Below are 25,967 nucleotides of genomic sequence, written 5' to 3'. Positions count from 1 at the left end.
AGCAGATGTCCGAAATGCGCGCGACGCCACCGCGTCGCCGAGATGTGGAGCTTGTTGTGGTTTTTGTGGAGCGTGAGACCCAGGTGACGCGACTTCGAGAGCTGCTGGCCGACTGTCTCGGTGGTCGGGGCGGCGTCGTCGCCATCAGTGGTCCGGTCGCCGCCGGCAAGACGGAGCTGCTCCACGTCTTCGGCGAGATCGCGGCCGCCGAGGGCGCGGTGGTGCTGCACGCGGCTGCCACCTGCTCCGCGCAGGACGTGCCGCTGGGGGTCGCCGGCCAGCTCTTCGGCCGTGCGCACTTCTCGCCCGACGAGTGCGCGCGGGCGCTGCGCCCGCCCCGGGGCCGGACGGCGCCCTGCGACGCGGACCTGTTGTCGTCCGGTCCGACTCCGGCCCATGTCGGCCAGGTCCACTGGGAGCTGATCCGTGCGCTGGCGGAGCGGAAGCCGGTCGTGGTGACCGTCGACGATCTGCGCTTCGCCGATGCGGCGTCGCTCAACTCCCTGATCCACATGGGCGGTCTGCTCCGCGCGTCCCGGGTGCTGATCGTGGTGACCGAGTCCGATCCGCCGACCGACGGGGAGGCGTCGGAGCGCGCCTGGCGCACCCCGCTCCTGCGGCAGCGGCATTTCACCCGCGTCCGGGTCCGTCCGCTCTCCCTCGCGGCGACCGGACGGATGCTCGCGGGGCTGCCCGGGCGGGTACTCGCGCCGGATGCCCCGGCCACCGACTGGCACCGGCTCAGCGGCGGGAACCCGCTGCTGCTGCGCGCGCTGGCGGAGGATCTGTGGGAAGGGACCGGCGATCCGGCAACCGGCCGGGGTCCCCGTCCCGGGGCGGAGTTCGGCAGCGCGGTGGACGCGTGCGTACGGAGGGCGGGGCGGCGGTTCCGCGACGCGGCCCGCGCCCTCGCGGTGCTGGACGCATCCGGCTCGCCCCACCGGCTGGCGCGGCTGCTCGGCCTGCCGCAGCCCGAGGTGGACGAGGTGCTGGGGGCGTTGGACGTCATCGGTGTGCTGGACGGAGGGCGTTACCGCCACCCCGCCGCGGGAGCGGCGGTCCTGGCCGGCATGCCCGCCGCCGACCGCTCGGCGCTGCACCGGGACGCGGCCCGCCTGCTCCATTCGGCGGGGGACCCGGCGTCAGCGGTCGCCGTCCACCTGGTGTCCGCCGGGCACGGCAAGGAGCCCTGGGCGCTCCCGGTCCTGCTGGACGCCGCCCGTGAAGCTCTGCGCCGGGACGACACGGCGTGCGCCGAGTCATGCCTCGACCTGGCGTCGGGGGTCTGCGCGGACGAGGAGCAGCGGGCCACCGTCACCATGCTGTGGAGCCTCGTCGAGTTCCGGAGCGATCCGGACACGGCGTGCCGGCGGCTGCGGCCGCTGGTGGACGCGTTGCGGGAGGGGCGGCTGACCGGCTGCCAGATCGTGCCCCTCCTCGGGCGGCTGCTCCGCAACGGGAGCGGGGAGGAGATCACCCTCGCGCTCCGCCGGCTCGAACGGTTCGCGGACACGCTGGACGCGTCCTCCGCGAACGAGTACCTCGCCGCTCGGGAGTGGCTGCGCGCCTCCCACCCCGCGCTGCTGCGGGAGTCCGGTCCGCGCGGCCGGACGGGCCGCCCGGCCGCGCGGACCGTCTTGGGCGCGCGCGCCGGCAGGTCGCAGGCGGCCCGCGAGCCGGACGGCGCGCCGAGGCCGATGGCGGCGGTGCTGAACGGGCTGATGCGCTCGGGGGCCGATCAGGACAGTGTGCGCAGCGCCGAACTCGCGCTCCAGACGACCCCGCTGGACGACCAGGGTTTCGACACCCTCCATCTCGCCCTGTCCGTGCTGGTCTACGCGGACCGCCCGGACCTGGCGGTGGGCTGGTGCGAGGCTCTGCTGCGGGAGGCGACCGAGCGCGGAGCTCCGGCGTGGCAGGCGCAGTTCGCGGCCGTCCGGGCGGAGATCGCCTTCCGCCAGGGCGATGCCCGGCTCGCGCAGCGCAGTGCCCGGCGGGCCATGGACTCGATGTCCACGGCGAGTTGGGGCGTACTGATCGGCTCTCCGCTCGCCACCCTGCTGCTCGCCGCCACGGCGACGGGCACGGTGCCGGAGACCGGGGTGCCACGCACGTGGACCTTGCCCGAGCAGGTGTTCCAGACGCGGTTCGGTGCCCAGTACCTGCACGCGCGCGGCCGGCAGCGGCTCTCCGTCGACCTGCTGCACGCGGCGCTGGACGATCTGACACGGTGCGGGCGGCTGCTGCGGGAGTGGGAGATCGACCAGCCCTCGTTCGTGCCGTGGCGGAGCGACGCGGTGACGTCCCTGCTGCGGCTCGGCAGGACGGACGAGGCCCGCCGACTCGCGTCCGAGCAGCTGGAGCTGGTGTCGCCGGCGCTGCCCCGGGCCCGCGGCATGGCGCTGCGGACGGCCGCCTCGGTGGCGGACCCGCGACGGCGCGCCGTGCTGCTGCGGGAGGCGGTGGACCTGCTCGGCGCCGGGGGTGACCGGCTGGAGCTGGCGCGCGCCCTCGCCGATCTGAGCGCGGCGCACGACCGGGCGGGCCAGGCCGGCAAGGCCCGGATGGTCGGCCGGCAGGCCCGGGAGATCGCGGAGAGACAGGGGTTCACCCCGCTCTCGCGGCGGCTCGCCGCGCAGGAGTCGCGCGCGGAGCAGGACGGCCCCCGTGCGGGCACCGGACTGCTCAGCGGCTCGGAGTCGCAGGTGGCGGCGTTGGCGGCGGCCGGACACTCGAACCGGGAGATCGCCGAGAAGCTGTTCATCACCGTCAGCACGGTGGAGCAGCATCTCACCCACGCCTACCGCAAGCTCCGGGTGAAGGGCCGGGCCGACCTCCCGCACTCGCTGCGGGAGACCGGCGGGGCCGGACAGCCGGGTGACCGGGCGGGTGAGTACCCGCGTCCGGCCGGGGCTCAGGGTGCGACCGGGGCCGCGGGCAGCGGCAGTCCGAGCAGCCCGCGCAGGGTGTCCGCCTCGTAGGCGGTCCGGAACGCGCCCCGGGCCTGGAGTTCGGGTACCAGCTCCCGGGTGATGGCGTGCAGGTCGTGAGGGAGGGCCCCGGGGCGCAGGCGGTACCCGGAGAGCCCTGCCTCCTGCCATTCCAGGAGCAGGTCGGCGACTTCGGCCGGGGTGCCGGCGATGATCTCGGCGTCGGACGTGTAGGCGCTGCCGTGCTCCGCGTCGAGGCGGGCGAGGCGTTCGGCGGCGCGGCCGGGGGTGCTGTCGAGGAAGACCACGAGGTCGGCGAAGACGTGCACCTTCTCGTCCGCGCGCCCGGCCGCCGCCTGCTCGGCCCGGACCTCCTCCACGGTCGCCCGTGCCTCCGCCACGCTGTGCGGGGTCACCGAGACGACGTCGGCCGCCCGAGCCCCGTACCGGTACGGCAGGGTGATGTGGGCGACGGTGAAGATCACCGGGTGGCCCTGCGGGGCGCGGGGGGCGAGCGACGGCGCGTCGATGGTGATCCAGTCCCCGGCCGCTCCGCCCAGCGGCTCGATCTCGGTGAAGCTGCCGTGCGGGTCGGGGTCGGCGGGGGCGAACCTGCCCGGCGCGGCGATGTCCCGGAGTGCCTTCTCGTCGTCGACGCCGTCCCAGAGGGCGCGGACGACGCGCACCAGGTCGGCGGCGCGTTCGAAGAGTTCGGCCATCGGCGTCTGCACCTCGGGGGTGAAGATGTCGGCGATGACGATCGGCCGTGCGGGCGTGACCGGCGTGCGCCAGCCGGCCCGGCCGTCGCTGAGGTGGTCGAGGGTGGCTATCGCCTTCGCGACGTTCGTCGGCTGGGCGTGATCGGTCACGATGCTCGGCACCAGCCCGATGTGCTCGGTACGCGCGGCCAGTGCCGAGGCGACGAGGACGGCGTCGAGGCGGTGGTTCACGTGTCCGGCGGGGCGCTTCGGCGGGTCCTCGACCGTGACGAAGTCCAGCAGTCCGCGTTCGGCCTCCTGGGCGAGGGCGGTCCAGTGCGCCAGACCGAAGAGGTTTCCGGCGGGCGCGTCGGGCCCCGCGCCGGCCGCCGGGTGCCAGCCGACGTTGTCCAGGGCCACGGCGAGGTGCAGCGGCTGTCGTGCGGTCATCGTGTTCTTCTCTCTCGTTCGAGCTGGGGTGCGGGTGGTGCGGGGGTCAGGTGCGGACGGCGTGGGCCGGATCACGGACTGCGTGGGCTCGGTCCCGGGCACTCAGCCACGCCTCGACGGCGGCCGCGGTGGTCGCCGAATGCTCCTCCAGGACGGAGAAGTGGTCGCCCGGCACGTCGGCTGTCTCGTGCGGCAGCCGCCAGAAGGCGCGGGTCTTTCCGGTGGGGTCGTCGGGCGTTCCGGGGAGGGGGATCCCGGCACGGAGCAGCAGGGTGGGGGCGGTGACCGCCCGGGGCTGCCAGCCGCCGAACGTGCTGAGGTAACTCCCCATCGTGGTGAGGCCGTTGTCGGTGAGGCCGAGATCGAAGGCGTCGAACCGGTCGACCATCCCGTTGATCATGGCGGGCATCCACCACTCCATGCCGGGGAGGGTCGCGGTGTCCATCGGATAGGTGTCCACCATGACCAGGCCCGTCGGCGGGGTGCCGCGCCGTTCGAGTTCGGCGGTCACCGCATGGGCCACGCAGCCGCCGAGCGACCGCCCCAGTACGGCGAACGGCCTCTCTCCCAACAGGCGTTGGACCGCGTCGGCCTGCATCGCCACGAAGGTCTCCGCCGAGTCGGGCAGGGCGCTCTCCTCGGGGTAGCCGGGCGCGGGGATCGCGAGGACGTCGCGTACGCCGTGCAGCGCCTGGCCGAACCGGGCGTACTCGTGCGGCCCCGAGAGGGCGGTGAGGGCGGGGAAGCAGACCAGCGCGGTCCGGGCGTCGCCCTGCGCCAGCACCACCGGGTCGGCGGCGTGGCGGGCCCGCTCGGCCGCGGCGAAGGTACTCCGCAACCGGGAGGCGGCGACCGCCACTTCGGTGGCCGCGGCGATCTCCTGGGCGGCGCACAGCCGCAGATAGAGCGTGGTGAGGGGCCCTTGCCCTCCGGCCGGTCCGGCGGGCCGCTGCCGCGCCCGCGAGAGCTCGCTCAAGTGGGCGGCGAGGGAAGCGGGTTCGGGGTGGCGGATGGTGAGCGCCCCGCCGAGCGTCAGGCCCGTACGGGCGGCGAGCCGGGACCGCAGTTCGACGGCGGAGAGCGAGTCGAGGCCCACCTCGACGAAGGCCCGGTCGGGGGCGACCGCATCGGCCGACGCGTGTCCCAGGACGGCCGCGGCCTCCGCCCTGACGAGGTCGAGCAGGGCGGAGTCGAGCGCGGGCCCGGACAGCTCCGCGTGCCGGTCCGCCCAGCTCGGCCCCTCCGCCGGTGGCTCGGCGGCGGGGAGCGGGGACGCGCCGGTGGCGTGGCGGGTCACGGTGGCGTCGAGCCAGTGGCGACGGCGCTGGAAGGCGTAGGTGGGCACCTCCACCGTGCGGGGGCGGTGGCCCTCGAAGACCGCACGCCAGTCGACGGGTACTCCGTCGGCATGCAGGCGGGCCAGTGCGGTCAGGAAGGTCGCCACCTCGGGCCGGCCGCCGCGCAGCAGGGGAACGACGACGGGTCGCGCCGCGTCCGGGGCCTGCGCGGAGAGGATCTCGCCGCTCAGCCCGGCGAGGACGCCGTCCGGTCCGATCTCCACGAAGCGGGTCGTCCCCGCGGCGCGCAGGTGCTGGACGACGTCCAGGAAGCGCACCGGCCGCCGGGCGTGCTCCGTCCAGTGCTCGGCGGTGCCGAGTTCTCCCGCTCCGGCGGGAGCGCCGGTCAGGTCGGAGACCACGGGGATGCGGGGCTCCTCGTACCGCAGGGCCTTGGCCGTCCGGTGGAGTTCGTCCAGCACCGGGTCCATGCGGGGCGAGTGGAAGGCGTGGCTCACCCGGAGCCGGGACGTCCTGCGGCCCCGGTTCCTGAAGCCGGCCACCACGGCGAGGACGGGTTCCTCGTCCCCGGAGACGACCACCGAGCGGGGGCCGTTGACCGCGGCGACGGCGACCCTCTCCTCCCGTCCGACGAGCGCCTCGGCGACCTCCTCCTCGGTCGCCTCGACCGCCGCCATCGCGCCGCCCGGCGGCAGTGCCTGCATCAGCCGGCCGCGCGCCACGACCAGGGCGGCGGCGTCCTCCAGGGTGAGCACCCCGGCCGCCTGGGCGGCGGCGAGGCCGCCGACGGAGTGCCCCGCGACGACGTCGGGCCGCACCCCCCAGCTGTCCAGCAGCCGGAAGAGGGCCACCTCCACGGCGAAGAGGGCGGGCTGCGCGTACTCCGTGCGGTCGAGCAGCTCGCCGTGGGCGGACGACAGGACGACCTCGCGCACCGAACGGGTGAGGTGGCCGGCGCCGTGCGGGTCGAGCGCGGCGGCCGCCTCGTCGAAGGCGCGGGCGTAGGCGGGGAACCGTTCGTACAGCTCCCGCCCCATGGCGGCCCGCTGACTGCCCTGCCCGGTGAAAAGGAAGGCGGTGCGGCCGGTGCGCGCCACGCGCGGGAGGCCGTCTCCCGCGCCGATCACGGCGGCGGAGGAGTCTCCGGCCGCCAAGGCCCGCACGCCGGCGAGGAGCGCCTCGCGGCCCTGGGCCACCACGGTGGCGCGGTGCGGGTGGGTGGTGCGGGTGGTCGCCAGCGACCAGGCGACATCGAGCGGGTCGACGCCGGGCCGGGCCTCCAGCCAGGTGGCCAGCCGGGCCGCCTGCCCCCGGAGGGCCGGCGCCGAACGGGCGGAGAACAGCCAGGGAAGCACGTCGCTGCGGGGGCCGGGCGCGGCAGCCCCGGCGAAAGCGGGCGCGGACCCGGCGGGCGCATGGGCGGCCGGATCGGGCGCGGCCGGATCGGCTGCCGCCGGATCGGGCGCGGCCGGATCGACTGCCGCGGGATCGGGCGCGGCCGGGGCCTCCTCGACGATCACGTGGGCGTTGGTCCCGCTCACGCCGAAGGCGGAGACGCCGGCCCGACGGGGGCGTCCGGTCTCCGGCCACGGCCGGGCCTCGTCCAGCAGCCGCACCCCGCCGCCCGCCCACTCCACGTGCGGGGTGGGCGTGCCGGCGTGCAGCGTCGCGGGGAGGACGCCGTGGCGGATCGACTGCACCGCCTTGATGAGTCCGGCCACTCCCGCCGCGGCGGCCGTGTGGCCGATGTTGGACTTGAGCGAGCCGAGCCAGAGCGGGGCCTCCTCGGGCCGGTCGCGGCCGTAGACCTCCTGGAGCGCCTGCGCCTCGATGGGGTCGCCGAGGGTGGTGCCGGTGCCGTGCCCCTCCACGAGGTCGACGTCGTGCGGGGCGAGACCGGCGGCGGTCAGCGCCTGTTGGAGGACCCGCTGCTGGGCGGGGCCGTTCGGCGCGGTCAGCCCGTTCGAGGCGCCGTCCTGGTTCACGGCGGAGCCGCGTACCACGGCCAGCACCTGGTGCCCGAGCCGCCGGGCGTCCGAGAGCCGCTCCACCAGGAGCAGCCCGACCCCCTCCGCCCAGCCGGTCCCGTCCGCCCCGGCGCCGTACGCACGGCACCGTCCGTCCGGGGAGAGCCCGCGCTGACGGGAGAACTCCACGAAGCCGGCGGGGGTCGACATCACGGTCGCCCCGCCCGCGAGCGCGAGGTCGCACTCACCCGACCGCAGCGCCTGCACGGCGAGGTGGAGCGCCACCAGCGAGGAGGAGCACGCCGTGTCCACCGTCACGGCCGGACCCTCGAACCCGTACGTGTACGAGATGCGCCCGGACGCCACACTGGCGAGGTTGCCGATGCCGAGGTAGCCCTCCACCTCGGCCGGCACCTCGGCGAGCCGGTGCTGGTAGTCCTGTGCCGTCAGGCCGACGAAGACGCCGGTACGGCTGCCGCGCAGGGTGTCCGGGGCGATCCCCGCCCGCTCGAACGCCTCCCAGGACGACTCCAGCAGCAACCGCTGCTGCGGATCGGTCGCCAGCGCCTCACGCGGCGACATCCCGAAGAACTCCGCGTCGAAGTCGGCGGCGTCGTAGAGGAATCCGCCGTGCCGGGCGTAGCTGGTGCCGGGGTGGCCGGGGTCGGGGTCGTAGAGCGCTTCGAGGTCCCAGCCCCGGTCGTCGGGCCAGGGGGCGATGGCGTCGCCACCCGCCGCGACCAGGTCCCAGAGGGACTCGGGCGAGTCCACTTCGCCCGGGAGCCGGCAGCTCATGCCGACGATGGCGATCGGCTCCCGGAGGCCCGACTCGACCTCCCGCAGGCGTTTGAGCGCTTCGCGGTTCTCGGCGAGCGCGCGCTTGAGGTAGCTGCGCAGCTTCTCCTCATCGGCCATGGCCGGTCTCCTCCTGGCGTGGCGTCGTGGTGTGCGGGTGCGGAACGCTTCCGGCCCTGTCAGGGCGGTCGTGGTTCACCGGGACTCGCTGTCCATCAGGGCGAAGAGCTCGTCGTCGGTGGCCGCGTCCAGGTCGATCGTCCCGGCCTCTCCCCGCTCGGGTCCGGTCCGGCCGGTGTCCCATCGGGCCACCAGGGCCTGGAGCCGGGTGAGCAGTTCGGCCCCGTCCGGATCGAGGGGTCCGGAGCCGGGCACGACCTGCTCCAGCAGGGCGAGGGCCTCCGTCGCGGACCCCCCGTGCGCCGCCGGGGCATCGGGCAGCAGGGTCGCGAGGTGCGCCGCGACGGCGGCGGGTGTCGGGTGGTCGAAGACCAGGGTCGCCGGAAGCCGCACGCCGACGGCCGCGGCCAGCCGGTTGCGCAGGTCGACGGCGGTCAGCGATTCCAGACCGAGCCCCTTGAACGCCTGCTCCGCGCCTATCTCCCCGGTGTCCTCGTGTCCCAGCACCTCGGCCGTCCGGCGGACCACCAGGTCGAGCAGGGCTTCGGCGCGGGCGGCGGGCGCGAGGGCGGCGAAGGGTGACTCCGGGGCGGTGTCCTCCTCCTGACCGGGTACGGCAGGCCCGTGCTCGGCTCCGGCGAGCGGACCGGCGGCAGCGCCACCGGTCGGCGCCGTACCGGCGGAGAGCCAGTAACGACGTCGCTGGAAGGGGTAGGTGGGCAGCTCCACCCGCTCCGGCCGCGCACCCCCAAATGCCGGCGACCAGTCCACCGCCACGCCCCGGGCGTGGACGGCGGCGGCCGAGGTGAGGAAGCGGTCGAGTCCTCCGTGGTCCCGCCGCAGGGTCTCGACCACCACGACGTCGGCGGCCCCTGCCTCGTCCACGGTGTCCTGGATGCTGCCGGTGAGCACCGGGTGCGGACTGACCTCGATGAGGACGGTGTACCGGGCGGCGATCAGGTCCTTCACGACGGGGGCGAATCGTACGGTCTGGCGGATGTTGCGGTACCAGTACTCCGCGTCGGTCTCCCCGGGTTCGAGGAGCGCGGCGGTGACCGTGGACCAGAGCGGCACGTTGCCCTCGCGCGGGGTGACGAACGCGAGCCGTGCGAGGAGTTCCTCCTTCACCTCGTCGATGACCGGGGAGTGTCCGGCGACCGTGGCCGCCCTGATCCGCTTGGCCCGTTCGCCCCGGGCCTCGCACCCGGCGAGCAGTTCGTCCAGGGCGGACTCGTCCCCGGCGACCACGACGGCGGCGGGCCCGTTCACCGTCGCCACCGAGAGCCGTCCGGGCCAGGACCCGATCCGGCGCTCGACCTCCGCGAGGGGGAGCGCCAGGGAGGCCATGCCGCCCTTCCCGACGAGCCCGGACAGGATCCGGCTGCGCTCGACGACGATGCGGGCCGCGTCGTCCAGGGTGAGGATCCCGGCCACGCAGGCGGCGGCGACCTCGCCCTGGCTGTGCCCGACCACGGCGTCCGGCTGGACGCCGTAGGACTGCCACTGGGCGGCGAGCGCCACCAGCACGGCCCACAGAGCGGGTTGGGCGACGTCGACCCGCTCCAGGGTGGGTGCGCCGGGGGTCTGGCGGAGGACGTCGGTGAGCGACCAGTCGACGAGGGGTTCCAGCGCCCGGGCGCACTCCTCGATGCGCTCGGTGAAGGCCGGCGCCGTGTCGAGCAGGCCCTGCGCCATGCCGGCCCACTGCGCGCCGTGGCCGGGGAAGACGAAGACCGTCCGGGCGCCCTCGGCCGCGGTTCCCCGGACGAGGTTCCCGGCGGGTTCGGCCCGGACGAGCGCGCCCAGGCCGTCCGCGAGCCGGTCGCGGTCGGCGGCGACCACGACCGCCCGGTGATCGAAGTGCGAGCGGTCGGTGAGGAGGGCGTGGGCGGTGTCGGCCGCCGCCGGTACCGGGCCCGGGCGGTTCAGCAGCTCCAGGAGGCGCGCCGCCTGGTCGGAGACGGCCCGCGGGGTGCGGCCGGAGAGCACCCAGGGCAGCGGGGAGGCGGCTGCGGCCGGAGCGGCTGCCGCCGCGTCCCGCTCCGCACCGGTGTCCGCCGGGGCCGGGGCCGTCCTCTCCGGCTCCTCGATGATGACGTGGGCGTTGGTGCCGCTGACGCCGAAGGAGGAGACCCCCGCGCGCCGCGGCCGGCCGGCCGCCTCCCAGGGCCGCTCCCGCGTGAGCAGCCGTACGCCGCCCGAGGCCCAGTCCACGTCGGGTGAGGGTGCGTCGACGTGCAGGGTCCGGGGCAGGGTGCCGTGCCGCATGGCCTGCACCATCTTGATGATCCCGGCCACGCCGGCTGCGGCCTGGGTGTGGCCGATGTTGGACTTGAGCGAGCCGAGCCAGAGCGGCCGGTCCTCGGGACGTCCCGCACCGTACGCCGCCACCAGGGCCTGCGCCTCGATCGGGTCGCCGAGGGTGGTGCCGGTGCCGTGCCCCTCCACCGCGTCGATGTCGTGGGGGGCGAGACCGGCTCCGGCGAGCGCCTGCCGGATGACCCTCTGCTGAGCGGGGCCGCTCGGCGCCGTGAGCCCGTTCGAGGCGCCGTCCTGGTTCACGGCGGAGCCGCGTACCACGGCCAGCACCTGGTGCCCGAGCCGCCGGGCGTCCGACAGCCGCTCCACCAGGAGCAGGCCGACCCCCTCCGCCCAGCTCGTCCCGTCCGCCGAGGCGGCGTACGCCTTGACGTGGCCGTCCGGGGCGAACGCGCGGTGCCGGGAGGTGGCGACCATGCCGGACGGCGACGCCATCACGGCGACCCCGCCGGCGAGCGCGAGGTCGCACTCCCCCGACCGCAGGGCCTGCGCCGCCAGGTGGAGCGCCACCAGCGAGGAGGAGCACGCCGTGTCCACCGTCACGGCCGGACCCTCGAAGCCGTACGTGTACGAGATGCGCCCGGACGCCACGCTGGCCGCGCTGCCGTTGTGGAGGTAGCCCTCCAGCTCCGGCGGCAGCTCGTGCAGGCGCGAGGCGTAGTCGTTGTACATCACGCCGACGAAGACGCCGGTGCGGCTGCCGCGCAGGGTGTCCGGGGCGATCCCCGCCCGCTCGAACGCCTCCCAGGACGACTCCAGCAGCAACCGCTGCTGCGGGTCGGTCGCCAGCGCCTCACGGGGCGAGATGCCGAAGAAGCCGGCGTCGAAGTCGGCCGCCCCGTGCAGGAACCCGCCGTGCTGGGTGTAGGTGCGGCCCGGCTCGTCGGGGTCCGCGTCGAAGAGGCCCTCGGTGTCCCAGCCGCGGTCGGTGGGCCAGGGGGTGATCGCGTCACCGCCCCGGGAGACCAGGTCCCAGAGGTCGTCCGGGGAGGCCACCCCGCCCGGCAGCCGGCAGCTCATGCCGACGATGACGACCGGGTCGTCCGCGCCCGGGGCCGGCGAGGCCGCGGGGGCGGGGGCCGCCGGCCCGGGGTCTTCGCCGAGGAGTCCGGCCAGCAGGAAGCGTGCCAGCGACCGCGGGGTGGGGTGGTCGAAGACGAGGGTGGGCGACAGGCGCAGCCCGCTCGCCGTGCCCAGCCGGTTGCGCAGGTCCACCGCGGTCAGCGAGTCGAAGCCGAGGTCCTTGAACGCCCGGTCGGAGGCGACCCCGTCCCGGTCGGAGCGGCCGAGGACCGTCGCCGCCTCCGCCCGGACCAGATCGACCAGGAACTCCTCGCGTTCGGCCGCCCCGAGGGGGAGCAGCCGTCCGGCGAGGGTGGGGCCCGCCGCTCCGGTTGCCCGGCGCGCGGCGGGCCGGCGGGTGCGGACGACGTCACGGAGGACCGGCGGGATTTGGCCGGGCTCTCCGTCGTGCCGCAGCGCGAGCGGCACGAGAAGGGCGTCGTCCGTCGCTCCGGCCGCGTCGAGGAGGGCGAGGCCCTCGGCGGTGGTGAGGGCGCGGGTGCCGTGGCGGGCGTTGCGCCGGTGGGCGGTGTCGTCCAGGTGGGCGGTCAGCTCACTGCTCTCCTCCCACAGCCCCCACGCCAGGGAGGTTCCGGCCAGGCCGAGGGCGCGGCGGTGGGCGATCAGCGCGTCGAGGAAGGTGTTGGCCGCCGCGTAGTTGCCCTGGCCGGGGACGCCGAGGACGCCCGCCGCCGACGAGAACACCACGAACGCGGAGAGCGGGGCGTCCCGGGTCAGTTCGTGCAGGTTCCAGGCCGCGTGGGCCTTCGGACGCAGCACGGTGTCCAGCCGGTCCGCGGTGAGCGAGGCCACGACGCCGTCGTCCAGGGTCCCGGCCGCGTGCACGACGCCGGTGAGCGGGTGGACCGCCTCGACGCCCTCCAGCACGGTCCGCAGGGCGTCCCGGTCCGCCGCGTCGGCGGCGGCGACCGTCACCCGCGCGCCGAGTGCGGTGAGTTCGGCGACGAACTCCGGTGCGCCCGGGGTGTCGGGGCCGCGCCGGCCGGTCAGCAGCAGGTGGCGTACCCCGTGGTCGGTGACCAGGTGACGGGCGACCAGCTTGCCGAGGGTACCGAGGCCGCCGGTCACCAGGACCGTTCCCTCGGGTGGGCCGAAGCGCCACGTCCCTCGCGGCGCCCCGGAGTCGGCGGGCGCCACCGGGACGAGCCGGGGGACGAGGGCGGTGCCGGCCCGGAGCGCGAGCTGGGTCTCGCCCGCGGCGACGGCCGTCGCGAGCGCCGCACCGAGGGCGCGGTGGTCCGTCGCGGGGGTTTCGGCGGGCTCCGTGCGGTCTGCGGGTTCCGCGCGGTCCGTGTTCTCCCGGTCCGTGTTCTCCGGGCGGTCCGTGTCGATCAGCAGGATGCGGCCGGGGTGTTCGGACTGGGCGGAGCGCAGCAGTCCCCAGATGCCGGCGGTGGTGAGGTCCGGTGCTTCGCCGGCGACGGAGACCGCACCGCGGGTGACCAACACCAGCGGTATCGCGTCGAGTTCGGGGTGGGAGAGCCACTCCTGGACGAGGACGAGGACCCGTTCGAGGGTTGCCCGCGCCCGTTCCGCCGGGGGTGTCCCGTCGCCGGTCCCCTCGTCGCCGGGCACGGCGTGGAGCACCGGTCCGGCCACCTCCCGGCCCGCGCGGACGGCGGCCGCCACGTCGGCGGGGTGGTGGAAGCGCGGGGCATCGGTGCTCGTGGCCGGGGACCGGCCGTCCTCGGACAGCAGGACCGCGAGAGGGCCGGGCCCGGGGGCGGTGAGCGGCAGCGGCGTCCAGCCGAGCCGGTGGAGCGGCGGGGTCGCCTCGGAACCGCTGGCGAGCCGGTCGGCGGTCACCGGGCGGTATACCAGGGAGGCGACGGAGACGACGGGTGCGCCCGCCGGATCGGTGGCGTGCAGGGAGAGTTGGCCGTCGGCGGCGGGGGTGAGCCGTACGCGCAGGGCGGTCGCGCCCGAGGCCTGCAGCCGCACCCCGTTCCAGGCGAAAGGCAGCAGCACTTCTCCGGGGCCGGCCTGCGCCGGAGCTCCGAGGGCGGCGGCGTGGAAGGCGGCGTCGAGCAGCGCGGGGTGGATCCCGAACTCCCCCGCCGCTGCCTCCTCTTCACCGTCGAGCACGGCCTCGGCGAAGATCTCCTCCCCGAGCCGCCAGGCGGCGCGCAGCCCCTGGAAACGGGGCCCGTACGCGACCCCGGACTCCGCGAGCCGGTCGTAGAGGCCTTCCAGTGGGAGGGGCGTGGCGCCCGGCGGCGGCCAGCTGCCCGGGTTGCCCTCCGGCGGCGCCGGGGCGGGCGTACGGGAGAGGAACCCGGTTGCGTGCCGGGTCCACGCGTCGCCGTCCGCCGCGTCCTGCGCGCGGGAGTGGACGGTCACCGCGCGGCGGCCGTCCTCGGCGGGCGCGGCCACGGCGACCTGGATCTGCCGGGAACCGGTTTCCGGCAGGACGAGGGGCGCCTCGATCACCAGCTCGTCGACCGTGTCGCGGCCCGCCTCGTCGGCGGCGCGTACCGCCAGCTCCACCAGGGCCGTGCCGGGGACGAGGATGCGGCCGAGCACCGTGTGGTCGGTGAGCCAGGGGTGGGTCCGGGCGGCGAGGCGCCCGGTCAGCAGCAGCCCGTCGCCGTCCGCCGGCCGCAGGGAGGCGCCGAGCAGGGGGTGTCCGGCGGCGCGCAGACCGAGGCCGGGGGCGTCGGCGGACCGGGAGGTGGCGTTCTCCAGCCAGAACCGCTGCCGCTGGAAGGGGTAGGTGGGCAGGCCGGCCAGGTCCGACGCGGAAGGGCGCGGGCCGGCGAGCGCCGGGCTCCAGTCGACGTCGGTCCCGTGGACCTGGATCTCCGCCAGGGAGGTGAGGAAGCGGACCGGGCCGCCCTCGCCCCGGCGCAGCGAGCCGGTGACGACGGCCCGCGCACCGGCCGCTTCGGCGGTCTCCTGCACGGCTGCGGTCAGCACCGGGTGCGGGCTGGTCTCGACGAAGACGTCGTGGCCCTCGGCGAGCAGCTTCCGGGTGGCCGGTTCGAAGAGCACGGTCGTGCGGAGGTTGGTGTACCAGTACGCCGCGTCCATCGCGGTGGTGTCGAGCCAGTCCCCGGTGACGGTGGAGAGGAGGGGGACGGTCGCGGGGCGGGGGGCGACCGGTGCGAGGGCGGTCAGCAGCTCCTCGCGGACCGCCTCGACCTGGGCCGAGTGCGAGGCGTAGTCGACCGGGACCCTGCGGGTGCGTACGCCGTCCCGTTCGGCAGCCGCGGTGAACTCGTCCAGGGCCGCGGGCTCACCGGCGACCACTACCGCGGAGGGGCCGTTGACCGTCGCCACCGAGATGCGCCCGCCCCAGGGGGCGATCGCGGCCTCGGCTTCGGGCAGGGACAGCACCACGGAGACCATGCCCCCGCCGCCCGACAGGGCGCCGATGGCCCGGCTGCGCAGCGCGACCACCCGGGCGGCGTCGTCGAGGGTGAGGGCTCCGGCGACGTACGCGGCGGCGATCTCGCCCTGGCTGTGGCCGACCACCGCGTCCGGGCGGACCCCGTAGGACTGCCACAGGCCGGCCAGGGACACCATGACCGCCCAGAGCGCGGGCTGTACGACGTCCACCCGGTCGTAGCCGGGGGCGCCTTCCTCCTCGCGCAGGACTCCGTGCAGGGACCAGTCCGTCCAGGGCTCCAGGGCACGGGCGCACGCGTCGATGCTTTCGGCGAACACCGGTTCGGCGTCCAGGAGTTCACGAGCCATGCCGAGCCACTGGGAGCCCTGGCCGGGGAAGACGAACACCGTGCGGTGTTCGCCGCCGGCCCGTCCGCGTACGAGACCGGGCGCGGACTCTCCGGAGGCGAGTGCGTCGAGCCCGGCCAGCAGTTCCTCACCGGCGGGACCCACGACGACCGCGCGCTCCTCGAACGGGGTTCTCCCCGCGACGAGTTCGCGGGCGACCGCGGCCGGGTCGGGTCCGGAGCGGAGGTATGCGGCGAGGTCCGCGGCCCCGGCGGCGAGGGCGGCCGGGGTACGCGCGGAGAGGACGAGGGGAACGGCGGCGGGGGCGGTCGCCGGGCGGTCGGCCGGCTGTCCGGGCTCGGCGTCCCCGGACACCTGGGCCTCGGGGGCGGGGGCCTGCTCCAGGATGATGTGGGTGTTGGTGCCGCTCATGCCGAACGCGGACACGCCCGCGCGGCGCGGCTCCCCGGTCTCGGGCCACGGACGGTGGTCCGCGAGGAGGGCCACACCGCCCGAGGACCAGTCCACGTGCGGGGACGGCTCGTCCACGTGCAGGGTCTTCGGGAGCACCCCGTGCCGCATCGCCTGCACCATCTTGATGACGCCCGCCACCCCGGCCGCCGCCTGGGTGTGCGCGATGTTCGACTTCACCGAGCCCAGCCACAGGGGGGAGTCGTGGTCGTGCTCCTGGCCGTAGGTGGCGAGGAGCGCCTGCGCCTCGATGGGGTCGCCCAGGGTGGTGCCGGTGCCGTGCGCCTCGACGGCGTCGACCTGTGCCGGAGTCAAGCGGGCGTCGGCCAGCGCCTGCCGGATGACACGCTGCTGGGCCGGTCCGTTCGGGGCGGTCAGTCCGTGCGAGGCACCGTCCTGGTTGGCGGCCGTGCCCCTGATGACGGCGAGCACCCGGTGACCGAGACGGCGCGCGTCGGAGAGCCGCTCGACGAGCAGCAGCCCCGCGCCCTCGGACCAACCGGTTCCGTCGGCGGCACCGGCGAACGCCTTGCAGCGGCCGTCGGCCGCGAGCCCGTGCTGCCGGGAGAACTCCACGAAGGTGGACGGGGTGGTCATGACGGTCACACCGCCGGCGAGGGCGAGATCGCATTCGCCGGAGCGCAGCGACCGGACCGCCAGGTGGAGGGCGACCGACGAGGCGGAGCAGGCCGTGTCGACCGTGACCGCCGGGCCCTCGAAGCCGAAGGTGTAGGAGATCCGGCCGGAGGCTACGCTCGCCGCGTTCCCGACGATGATGTACCCCTCCAGGTCCTCGGGGACCGCTCCGACGGGGGGCGCGTAGTCGTTGCCGTTGGTGCCCACGAAGACGCCGGTGCTGCTTCCGCGCAGGGTGTCGGGGCGGATGCCCGCCCGTTCGAACGTCTCCCAGGCCGTCTCCAGCAGCAGCCGGTGCTGCGGGTCGGTGGCCAGGGCCTCGCGCGGAGAGATGCCGAAGAAGTCGGTGTCGAACTCCCCCGGGGACGTGAGGAAAGCGCCCCTCCGGGTGGACGAGGTGCCGGGCCGGTCCGGGTCGGCGTCGAAGAGGGCCGAGGTGTCCCAGCCGCGGTCGTCCGGGAAGTCGCCCACGACGTCGCCGCCCTCCGCGACCAGGCGCCACAGGTCCTCGGGGGAGTCGATCCCTCCGGGGAAGTGGCAGCCCATCCCCACGATGGCGACGGGTTCCCGGCCGCCCTCCTCGGTGTCGCGCAACTTCTTCCGGGTCTCGTGGAGTTCGGCGGTGACCCGCTCCAGGAGATACCGCATCCGGCTGTCGTTCATGAATCCACCCTTCGTGCGGAGTTGCCCGGTGCAGGGAAGGCCGAGCGGATCAGGTTGGGGGCCGGGCGCCCAGTGTCGGGTGCCCGGGGGGGTCGGACGTCGTCGGGGCCGAAGGCGCCCGCCGTGGGGCGGGGGCCGGCGGTGGGGCGCCGTCGCGGCGCGGGCAGGGCGCGGGCGGGCGCCCGCGGGAGGCCGGTTCAGGAGATGCCGAGCTCCTTGCCGATGAAATCCATCAGTTCGTCGTCGGTGGCGGACGAGAGACCCGCCGCCACGTCACGGTCGTCGTCCTCGGCCGTCCGGTGCGTGCCGGGGTCGCCCGCCGCCAGGGCGGCGAGCCGGGCCGCCGCATCCTCGCGCTCCGGTCCGTCCACCGGCAGGGCGGCGAAGAGAGCCTCCAACTCGCTTATTTTGGCGCGGAGTTCGCGTACCGCCCCCTCCCCCGCATGATCCTCGGGGACGAGCAGCCCGTACAGCAGCTCGGCGAGCGCGTGGGGGGTGGGATGGTCGAACACTGCGGTGGTCGGCAGGTTGACTCCGGTGCGCGCGTTGAGGCGGTTGCGCAGTTCGACCGTGGTGAGAGAGTCGAAACCCTGTTCCTTGAAGCCCCGGTGGATCTCGACCGACTCGGCCGGCCGGCCGCCCTGGACCTCGCCGACCTGGGTCCGCACGAAGCGGAGCAGCAGCCTGCGGCGCTCTTGGTCGCTGTCGGCCCGCGCCAACTCCGCGAGGATGCCGTCCGTTTCGCCGGTCTCCGGCGGGACCGCGCCGTCGTCGGACGGGCCGGCGGTCAGCTCCGCCAGCAGCGGGTGGGAGCGGGCGGAGGCGAGAACCCGCCAGTCGGCGCGGCAGACGACCAGGTGGGTCTCGTCCCGGTCCAGGGCCTGCTCCAGTACGGAGACGGCGAGGCCGGGCTCCATCGGGAGCAGCCCGTTCCGCGCGTTGCGGTGGGCCCCTTCGTCACCGGCGATGCCGTCGCCCGCCCACTGGCCCCAGGAGACCGAGGTGGCGGGGAGTCCGGCGGCCCGGCGGGCGTGGGCGAGGGCGTCGAGATAGGCGTTGCCCGGCGCGTAGTTGGCCTGACCCGCGGCGCCGGCGAGGGCGGTGACGGAGGAGAAGAGCACGAAGGCGGACAGGGGGAGGGAGCGGGTGAGTTCGTCCAGGTGGCGGGCGCCGAGCGCCTTGACCCGCAGCACCCGGTCCGCCTGCTCGGGGGTGAGGGCGTCCAGCAGGGCGTCGTCGAGGACGGCGGCGGTGTGCACGACGGCCGACAGCGGGTGTTCCGCGGGAACGGAGGCCAGCACCGCCGTGAGCGCCTCGCGGTCCGAGACGTCGCAGGCGGCGTAGGTCACCCGGGCTCCCAGCGCAGTGAGCTCGTCCCGCAGGAGGTCCGCTCCGGGCGCCTCGCCGCCCCGTCTGCTCACCAGCAGCAGGTGTCCGGCGCCCTTGCGTGCCAGCCATGCGGCGGTGTGCCGGGCCAGCGCCCCGGTGCCTCCGGTCACGAGGACCGTCCCCGTGGGGGTCCAGCCGGCCGTCCGGCCGTCAGGGGCCGGTTCCAACGGGGCGGGGACGAGGCGGCGGGCGAGCAACCCCTGTGGCCGCACCGCGAGTTCGGCCTCGCCGTGGCCCGCGGTGAGGGCGGCGAGCACCTCGTCGGTGGCGTGCGGGTCCACGCGCTCGGGCAGATCGACGACCCCGCCCCACCGGGAGCTCTCCACGGCGGCGATGACGCCGAGCCCCCAGACGAGGGCGCCGGCCGGATCGCTCGGCCGGTCGCCCGGGCCGGTGGTGACCGCGCCCCGGGTGAGTGCCCAGAGCGGAGCGGCGATCCCGGGGGTGCTCTCCAGGGCCTGGAGGAGCGCCGTGGTGGCGGCCGTCCCGTGCGGGAGGGCGGGCAGGTCCGGGTCGGTGTCGTGGTCGAGCGAGAGGAGGGACACCACCCCGGTCACCGGCTCGGCCGGGGTCCGGCCCGCCGCGTCGGCGAGCAGCGCGGCGAAGGCGTCGCGGTCCGTCCGCGGGTCGGTGACGGTGACGCGGTCGACGCGCGCCCCGGCGCCGGTGAGGGCCTTCTCCAGGAGCGGCGCCCAGCCGTCGTACGGGCGGTCCCCGCCGAGGGGCCTGGCCGGGACGACGAGCAGCCAGCGACCGGACCCGGCCGGCGCCACCGCACGGGGCGGGACGGGCCGCCAGGCCACCCGGTGGCGCCAGCCGTCGGCCTCGGCGGCCCGTCCCCGCTCGCTCCGCCAGGACGCGAGCCGGGGCAGCACGGCGCCCAAAGCCTCCCGGTGCTCCGGTTCGAGGATGCCGAGGGTGTCGGCGAGCGCGTCGAGGTCCTCGCGCTCCACCGGTTCCCAGAACCGGTCGTCCCCGGCGGAAACGGCGGACGCCGCGGGAAGCGCCGGCGCGTCCGCCCAGTGGCGGCTGCGCTGGAACGGGTAGGTGGGCAGGTCCACCCGGCTCGGCCCGGAGAGGCCGAGGACGGCGCTCCAGTCGACGGCGGTCCCCCGGGCGTGGGCGGTACCGAGCGCGGTGAGCAGGGATTCCGGCTCGGGTCGGCCCCGGCGCAGCACCGGGGCGAGGGCGGGCGGGGGCGTGCCCTCGGGTCGGTCGCCGAGCAGGCCCTCCTGGGCCAGGGCGGTGAGGACGGCGTCGGGGCCGAGTTCCAGGTAGGTGGTGACCCCGTCGCGCTCCAGGCGGCGTACGACGTCGAGGAAACGCACGGCGCCCCGGGCGTGCGCCGCCCAGTAGGTGGGCCCAAGGGGCCGTTCCCGGGTGAAGTGCTCGCCGTCGAGCGCGCTCAGCAGGGAGATGTCCGGCGGCAGATGGGTGAGTTTCCGGGCGGCTTCCCCGAGCGCGTCGGTCATCGGGTCCATGAGCGGGGAGTGGAAGGCATGGCTGGTGCGCAGGCGGCTGGTGCGCCGTCCTCGCGCGCGGAAGCGCTCGGTGAGCGCGAGCACGGCTCGCTCCTCGCCCGACACCACTGTGGAGGACGGGCCGTTGACGGCCGCGATGTCCACGGTCTCCTCGTGGCCGGCGAGCTCCGCGAGCACCTCGGTCTCGTCCGCCTCGACGGCGGCCATGGCGCCGCCTTCGGGGAGTTCCTGCATCAGTCGGGCGCGGGCGGCGACCAGCGCGGCGGCGTCGGCGAGGTTCAGCACACCGGCCACGTGGGCGGCGGCGAGTTCACCGACCGAGTGTCCGGCCACCACGTCGGGGCGCACCCCCCAGGACTCCAGCAGCCGGAAGAGGGCCACCTCCAGGGCGAACAGAGCGGGTTGGGTGTACAGCGTGCGGTCCAGCTCGCCGGCGGCGGGGCCGGCGGCTGTGGCGGGCGCGCCGTCGGCGTCCGGGTCCCCGAGGACGACCTCGCGGAGCGGAGTGGACGTGCATCCGGCCAGGTGGGCGTCGAGGGCCGCGCAGTTCGCGTCGAAGGAGGCGGCGAAGACCGGCTGGGTCGCGTACAGCTCGCGTCCCATGCCGACGCGCTGGCTGCCCTGCCCGGTGAAGAGGAACGCGACCCGGCCGGGGGCGGCGGCGTGGCCGCGTACGGCGCCTTCGGCCGACTCTCCCCGCGCCAGGGCCCGTACGCCGGCGCGTGCTCCGGCGAGGTCCCGGGCCACCAGTACCGCACGGTGGTCGAAGGACGGTCTGCGGGTGAGCGCGTACGCCACCTCCGCGATGTCCTCCGCACCGCCGACGGGCTCGGGGTCGCCGCCGTCGGCGCCGGTTGCCGCGCGGTCTCCGGCCGCGCGGTCCAGCAGTGTGGCCAGTCGGGCGGCCTGGTCCCTGAGCGCCTGCGGGGTGCGGGCGGACAGGACCCAGGGAACGGGCAGGCCGGGCGCGGCGGACGGGCGTACCGGCTCCGGTGGGGCGGCGGGGGCCTCTTCGAGGATCAGGTGGGCGTTGGTGCCGCTGATGCCGAACGCGGAGACCGCCGCGCGGCGCGGGCGGTCGCCGGCCGGCCACGGGGTCGCGCGGGTGAGCAGTTCGACCTCACCACCGCTCCAGTCGACGTGCGGGGTGGGACGGTCGACGTGCAGGGTCTTCGGCAGGAGGCCGTGGCCGAGGGCCTGGGTCATCTTGATGACCGCCGCGACGCCCGCCGCCGCCTGGGTGTGGCCGATGTTGGACTTCAGTGAGCCGAGGAGGAGGGGCTTTCCCTCGGGGCGGCCCCGTCCGTAGGTGTGGATCAGCGCCCGGGCCTCGATGGGGTCGCCCAGCGTGGTGCCGGTGCCGTGGGCCTCCACAGCGTCGATGTCGGCGGGCGTCAACCCCGCGGAGTGCAGGGCCTGTTCGATGACCCGCTGCTGGGAGGGGCCGTTCGGGGCGGTCAGGCCGTTGCTGGCACCGTCCGAGTTCACCGCGCTCCCCCGGATCAGGGCGAGCACCCGGTGTCCGTGGCGACGGGCGTCGGACAGGCGTTCCAGCAGGACCAGCCCCACCCCTTCCGACCATGCGGTGCCGTCCGCCGCCGCCGCGAAGGGCTTGCAGATACCGTCCGGGGCCAGCCCGCGCTGCCGGCTGAACTCGGTGAACATGCCGGGGGTGGCCATCACGGTCACCCCGCCGGCGAGTGCGAGGGCGCATTCGCCGGAGCGCAGGGCCCGGGCCGCGAGGTGGAGCGCCACCAGGGAGGAGGAGCAGGCGGTGTCCACGGTGAGCGCCGGACCCTCCAGGCCGAGGGCGTAGGCGATCCGGCCCGAGGCGACGCTGACCGTCGCACCCGTCAGCCGGTAACCCGCTCCCTCGCCGGTGGCCTCGTGCAGTCGGGGACCGTACTCCTGCTGGGTCGCACCCACGTAGACCCCGGTGCGGCTGCCGCGCAGCGCGGCCGGGTCCAGGCCGGCCCGCTCCAGCAGTTCCCAGGACGTCTCCAGCAGCAGCCGCTGCTGGGGGTCCATCGCCTCGGCCTCCCGGGGGGACAGGCCGAAGAAGCCGGCGTCGAACCGGTCGGCGTCGTGCAGGAATCCGCCCCGTCCGACGTACGATCCGCCGGCCCGGTCGGGGTCGGGATGGTGGAGGTCCGTGGGCCAGCCCCGGTTGACGGGGAAGCCGCTCGTCGCGTCCGTACCCGCGACCAGCAGGTCCCAGAGCTGCTCGGGGGTGTCGGCACCGCCGGGCCAGCGGCCTGCGGTGGAGACGATGGCGATCGGATCGTCGTCGGCGCCGGTGTGCGCGTCGCCCGGCGTGGCGGCCCGGGGCTGTTGCCGCACGGCCGCCGATCCCCCGTCGCGCCCGGATTCGGTTGCGAGGTGCCGGGCCAGCGCGCGGGGCGTGGGGTGGTCGAAGGTCAGGGTGGGGGGCAGCCGGAGCCCGGTCGTCCGGGAGAGCCGGTCCGCGAACTCGACGGCGCCCAAAGAGTCCAGGCCGAGCTCCTTGAACGTACGTTCCGTGTCGAGCACCTCCGCGGAGGTGCCGCCCAGGACCTCCGCGGCGGCGGCGACCACGAGGGCCAGGAAGTCGGGGCGCGGGGCCGTGTCCGTGCGGTCGGCGCCGTCCGCCGAGCCCCGCGCCGGCGCGGACACCTCGGGGGCGGCGCTTTCCGGCACGGTGTGTTCGGGAGCGGTGCCTTCGGAAACGGCGCCTTCGGGTCGGGCCGAGGTGGCGAACCGGAACGGGCGGCGCTGGAAGGCGTACGTGGGCAGCGCCGCGCGCTCGCGGCGGCCGTCGCGCTCGTCCTCCCGTGTGCCCTCGACGTCCTCGTACTCCTCGCGCCCGCTCTCCGCTTCGAAGAAGCCGGACCAGTCGGCGGCGGCGCCGGCCACGTGGAGTTCCGCGAGTCCGGTGAGCAGGGAGCGCCGCTCGGGGGTGCGGGGGCGCAGCAGGGGTACCACGGTCGCGGCGGTCCCGCCGTCCGCCGCCACGATGCCCCGGGTCAGTGCGGTGAGGACGTTGCCGGGACCCAGCTCGACGTAGTGGACGACCCCTCCGGCCGCCAACTGCCGCACAGCGTCGTGGAATCGGACCGGTCTGCGGATGTGTTCGGCCCAGTAGCCGGGGTCGGACAGCCGGTCCGGGCCGACCGGTTCTCCGGTCAGGTCGGAGATCACGGTCACCGTCGGCGGGCGGAAGGTGAGTCCGGAGGCGATCCGGCGGAACTCCGCGACGGCGCTGTCCATGTGCGGCGAGTGGAAGGCGTGACTGACCTTGAGTGCCCGGGTGCGGCGGCCCAGGCCCGCGAACCGCTCGGCCGCCTCTCGTGCCGCGTCGGCATCCCCCGAAAGCACGGTCGCCCGGGGGCCGTTGACGGCGGCGAGGGCGAGCCGGCCCGCGTAGTCGGCGAGTACCCCGGTCGCTTCCTCTTCGGTGGCCTCCACGGCGATCATCGCCCCGCCCGGCCGGGCCTCGCCCATGAGGCGTCCCCGGGCCGCGACGAGGGCGGCCGCGTCGGCGAGCGACAGCACCCCTGCGGCGTACGCGGCGGTAAGCCCTCCGACGGAGTGGCCGAGAACGAAGTCCGGTTGCGGCAGGTGCTGTGCGAGGACGTGGTGGAGAGCCGCGCCGAGGGCGAAGAGCGCCGGCTGGGTGTACTCGGTGCGGTCGAGCAGCTCCGCTTCCGGGGTTCCGGGGGCGGCGAAGAGGAGGTCGCGCAGGGGTCGTTCGAGATGGGTGTCGAGAGTGCCGCACACCTCGTCCAGCGCCCTGGCGAACGCGGGCGTGGTGCGGTGGAGCCCGAGGCCCGAGCCGGGGTGCTGGCTGCCCTGGCCGGGGAAGAGGTGGGCGACGGGTCCAGCGGTGCGGCCTTCGCCGGTCATCGCGTCGGGGGTGTGGTGTCCCGCCGCGACGGCGTCCAGTGCGGTCAGCAGGTCCGTCCGGTCGGCGCCGAGCACCACGGCCCGGTGGGTGAAGAGGGTACGGGTGGTGGCGAGGGCGTGCCCGATGCCGTCGGGGGTGGCACCGGGGTCGGCCCGGACGTGTGCGGCGAGCCGTCCGGCCTGGGCCCGCAGCGCGGCCGGTCCCGCGGCCGACAGGCTCCAGGGCAGGGTGGTGGTCTTTGCGGGGGCGCCCTGTTCCTCCGTACCGCCGGTGGCACCGGCGACGGTCGCGACGCGGGGCGAGGCCCGGTCGGGGGCGGGCGGTTCGGCGAGCAGGACGTGGCAGTTGGTGCCCCCCATGCCGAAGGCGCTCACTCCGGCGATCAACGGCCGGTCCGGGCGCGGCCAGGGGCCCAGCTCACGCTGGACCCGCAGCCGCAGGGCGTCGAGCGGGATGCGCGGGTTCGGTGTCTCGTGGTGGAGGGTCGCGGGGATCCGCCGGTGCTTGAGGCTCAGCACCGTCTTGAGGAACCCCGCGATGCCCGCGGCCCCTTCCAGATGACCGATGTTGGTCTTGACCGAGCCCACGACGAGCGGCGCGTCGGCGGGACGGCCCACGCCGTACGCGGCGCCGAGCGCGGTCGCCTCCACCGGGTCCCCCACCGGGGTTCCGGTGCCGTGCAGTTCGACGTACTGGATCTCGCGCGGGTCGATGGCCGCCTCGCGCGCCGCGAGGAGCAGCACCTCCCGCTGCGCGTCGGCGCTCGGCACGGTGAGTCCCTCGGTCGCGCCGTCGTTGTTGACCGCGCTGGCGAGGATCACACCGTGGACGCGGTCGCCGTCCGCCAGGGCCGCTTCCAGTGGCTTGAGGAGGACCAGGCCGCCGCCCTCGCCGCGCGCGTACCCGTTGGCGCGGGCGTCGAAGGTGAACGAGCGGCCGTCCGGGGAGAGTCCGCCGAAACGGGCGGCGGCCGAGGTGCTGTCGGGGGCCAGGTTGAGGTTGACCCCGCCGGCCAGGGCGAGGTCGCAGTCGCCGTCCCGGACCGCGCGGTGGGCGAGGTGGAGGGAGACGAGTGCGGACGACTGGGCGGAGTCGACGGTCAGGCTGGGGCCGCGCAGGCCGAGGTGGTAGGAGACCCGGTTGGCGAGCAGGCCCCGGTTGAGGCCGGTCAGGGTGTGCCGGGTGAGAGGTCCGGCGCCCTCGCGGTGGCGCAGCAGCGCGTAGTCGTACGCCATCGCTCCCAGGTAGACGCCGACCTGGCTTCCGGCGAGCGATCCGGGGACGATGCCGGCCTCCTCCAGCGCCTCCCAGGCGAGTTCGAGGACCAGCCGTTGCTGGGGGTCCATCTCGGCGGCCTCGCGGGGGGACACCCCGAAGAACGCGTGGTCGAAGTGGTGGACTTCGTCCAGGAAACCGCCGGGCAGGTCCTCGTCGCGGGGCGCGGGGACCGTCCGGCTCCCGGCCGTCTCCCCGGACGCGTCCTCGCCGCGCCGGCGGTCGGCGCCGGCCGGCGAGCGGCGGTCCTCGGGAAGCGGCCGGATCGCGTCGGTGCCGTGGCGCAGCAGATCCCAGAAGGAGGCGGGACCGGTCGCACCGGGGAGCCGGCACGCCAGTCCGATGACGGCGACGGCCCTGCCCCCACCGTGGCCGGAGCCGGCCACCCGGTGGTCACCCTGACTGGTCGTCGTCATCGCCGAGCCTCTCTCGTACGTCGCGCGGAGCGTCTCCGGTGGCGCGGGCCGCATTCCGGGATTCCCCGGAACGCCCTACCGGAGCTCGGGTGGGAAAGGCCGTCGGAATGTCTCCCCGAACGCGTTCGTCACGCTTTCCGAAGTCCGGCGTCCCCTTTCTGGAACGCGGAAGCCCGTCCACGAACGGTCCGTGGCCAAGCCTCGGCACCACCTCCCACATTCTTCGCACCCCGGGGTGGCGGCGCCTACCCCTAGCCTCCCCCTATGACCCCCATCACTCCGTCGCCACCAGGCAGTTCGCTGGGCGGACGTCGGTCCCGCCGGCTCCCGGAAGCAACCCCCTAGGGTCGGTGGATTAGGGGTTCCGCTCCGGAAATGGGCCGCCGTAGCGTCGATGGGAAAGCATGCGAGGGATTCG

Annotated in this window: 5 protein-coding genes; 1 reads left to right on the top strand and 4 read right to left on the bottom strand. The window is 75.6% G+C overall.

The window, feature by feature from the left end; all coding sequences use genetic code 11:
* Nucleotides 1-5: 5 nt before the first annotated feature.
* A complete protein-coding gene (locus PZB77_RS28840; RefSeq protein ID WP_343299885.1) occupies nucleotides 6-2,981 on the top strand; it encodes an AAA family ATPase in 2,976 nt (991 codons plus the stop codon).
* On the opposite strand, the gene PZB77_RS28835 is transcribed toward PZB77_RS28840, so the two are convergent.
* The 4 genes from PZB77_RS28835 to PZB77_RS28820 form a co-directional block, all read right to left on the bottom strand.
* Complete coding sequence (locus PZB77_RS28835) at nucleotides 2,915-4,078, bottom strand: LLM class flavin-dependent oxidoreductase (protein WP_275495563.1); 1,164 nt, start codon at nucleotides 4,076-4,078, stop codon at nucleotides 2,915-2,917. The genes PZB77_RS28840 and PZB77_RS28835 overlap by 67 nt on opposite strands.
* A gap of 46 nt (nucleotides 4,079-4,124) precedes the next feature.
* A complete protein-coding gene (locus tag PZB77_RS28830) occupies nucleotides 4,125-8,258 on the bottom strand; it encodes a beta-ketoacyl synthase N-terminal-like domain-containing protein (RefSeq protein ID WP_275495562.1) in 4,134 nt (1,377 codons plus the stop codon).
* A gap of 75 nt (nucleotides 8,259-8,333) precedes the next feature.
* A complete protein-coding gene (locus PZB77_RS28825) occupies nucleotides 8,334-17,105 on the bottom strand; it encodes a type I polyketide synthase (protein ID WP_275495561.1) in 8,772 nt (2,923 codons plus the stop codon).
* 197 nt (nucleotides 17,106-17,302) lie between these two features.
* Nucleotides 17,303-25,549, bottom strand: coding sequence for a type I polyketide synthase (locus tag PZB77_RS28820; RefSeq protein WP_275495560.1), 8,247 nt, complete (start codon nucleotides 25,547-25,549; stop codon nucleotides 17,303-17,305).
* Nucleotides 25,550-25,967: the final 418 nt, after the last annotated feature.

Origin of the sequence: Streptomyces sp. AM 2-1-1 (genome assembly GCF_029167645.1) — a bacterium.
Classification (GTDB): Bacteria; Actinomycetota; Actinomycetes; order Streptomycetales; family Streptomycetaceae; genus Streptomyces.
This window is presented reverse-complemented; position numbering and strand designations above follow the sequence as displayed.

What these genes read in the sequence shown, in the direction of transcription:
- PZB77_RS28820 (WP_275495560.1), bottom strand. Translation starts at nt 25,549, where the DNA reads ATGACGACGACCAGTCAGGGTGACCACCGGGTGGCCGGCTCCGGCCAC.
- PZB77_RS28830 (WP_275495562.1), bottom strand. Translation starts at nt 8,258, where the DNA reads ATGGCCGATGAGGAGAAGCTGCGCAGCTACCTCAAGCGCGCGCTCGCC.
- PZB77_RS28825 (WP_275495561.1), bottom strand. Translation starts at nt 17,105, where the DNA reads ATGAACGACAGCCGGATGCGGTATCTCCTGGAGCGGGTCACCGCCGAA.
- PZB77_RS28840 (WP_343299885.1), top strand. Translation starts at nt 6, where the DNA reads ATGTCCGAAATGCGCGCGACGCCACCGCGTCGCCGAGATGTGGAGCTT.
- PZB77_RS28835 (WP_275495563.1), bottom strand. Translation starts at nt 4,078, where the DNA reads ATGACCGCACGACAGCCGCTGCACCTCGCCGTGGCCCTGGACAACGTC.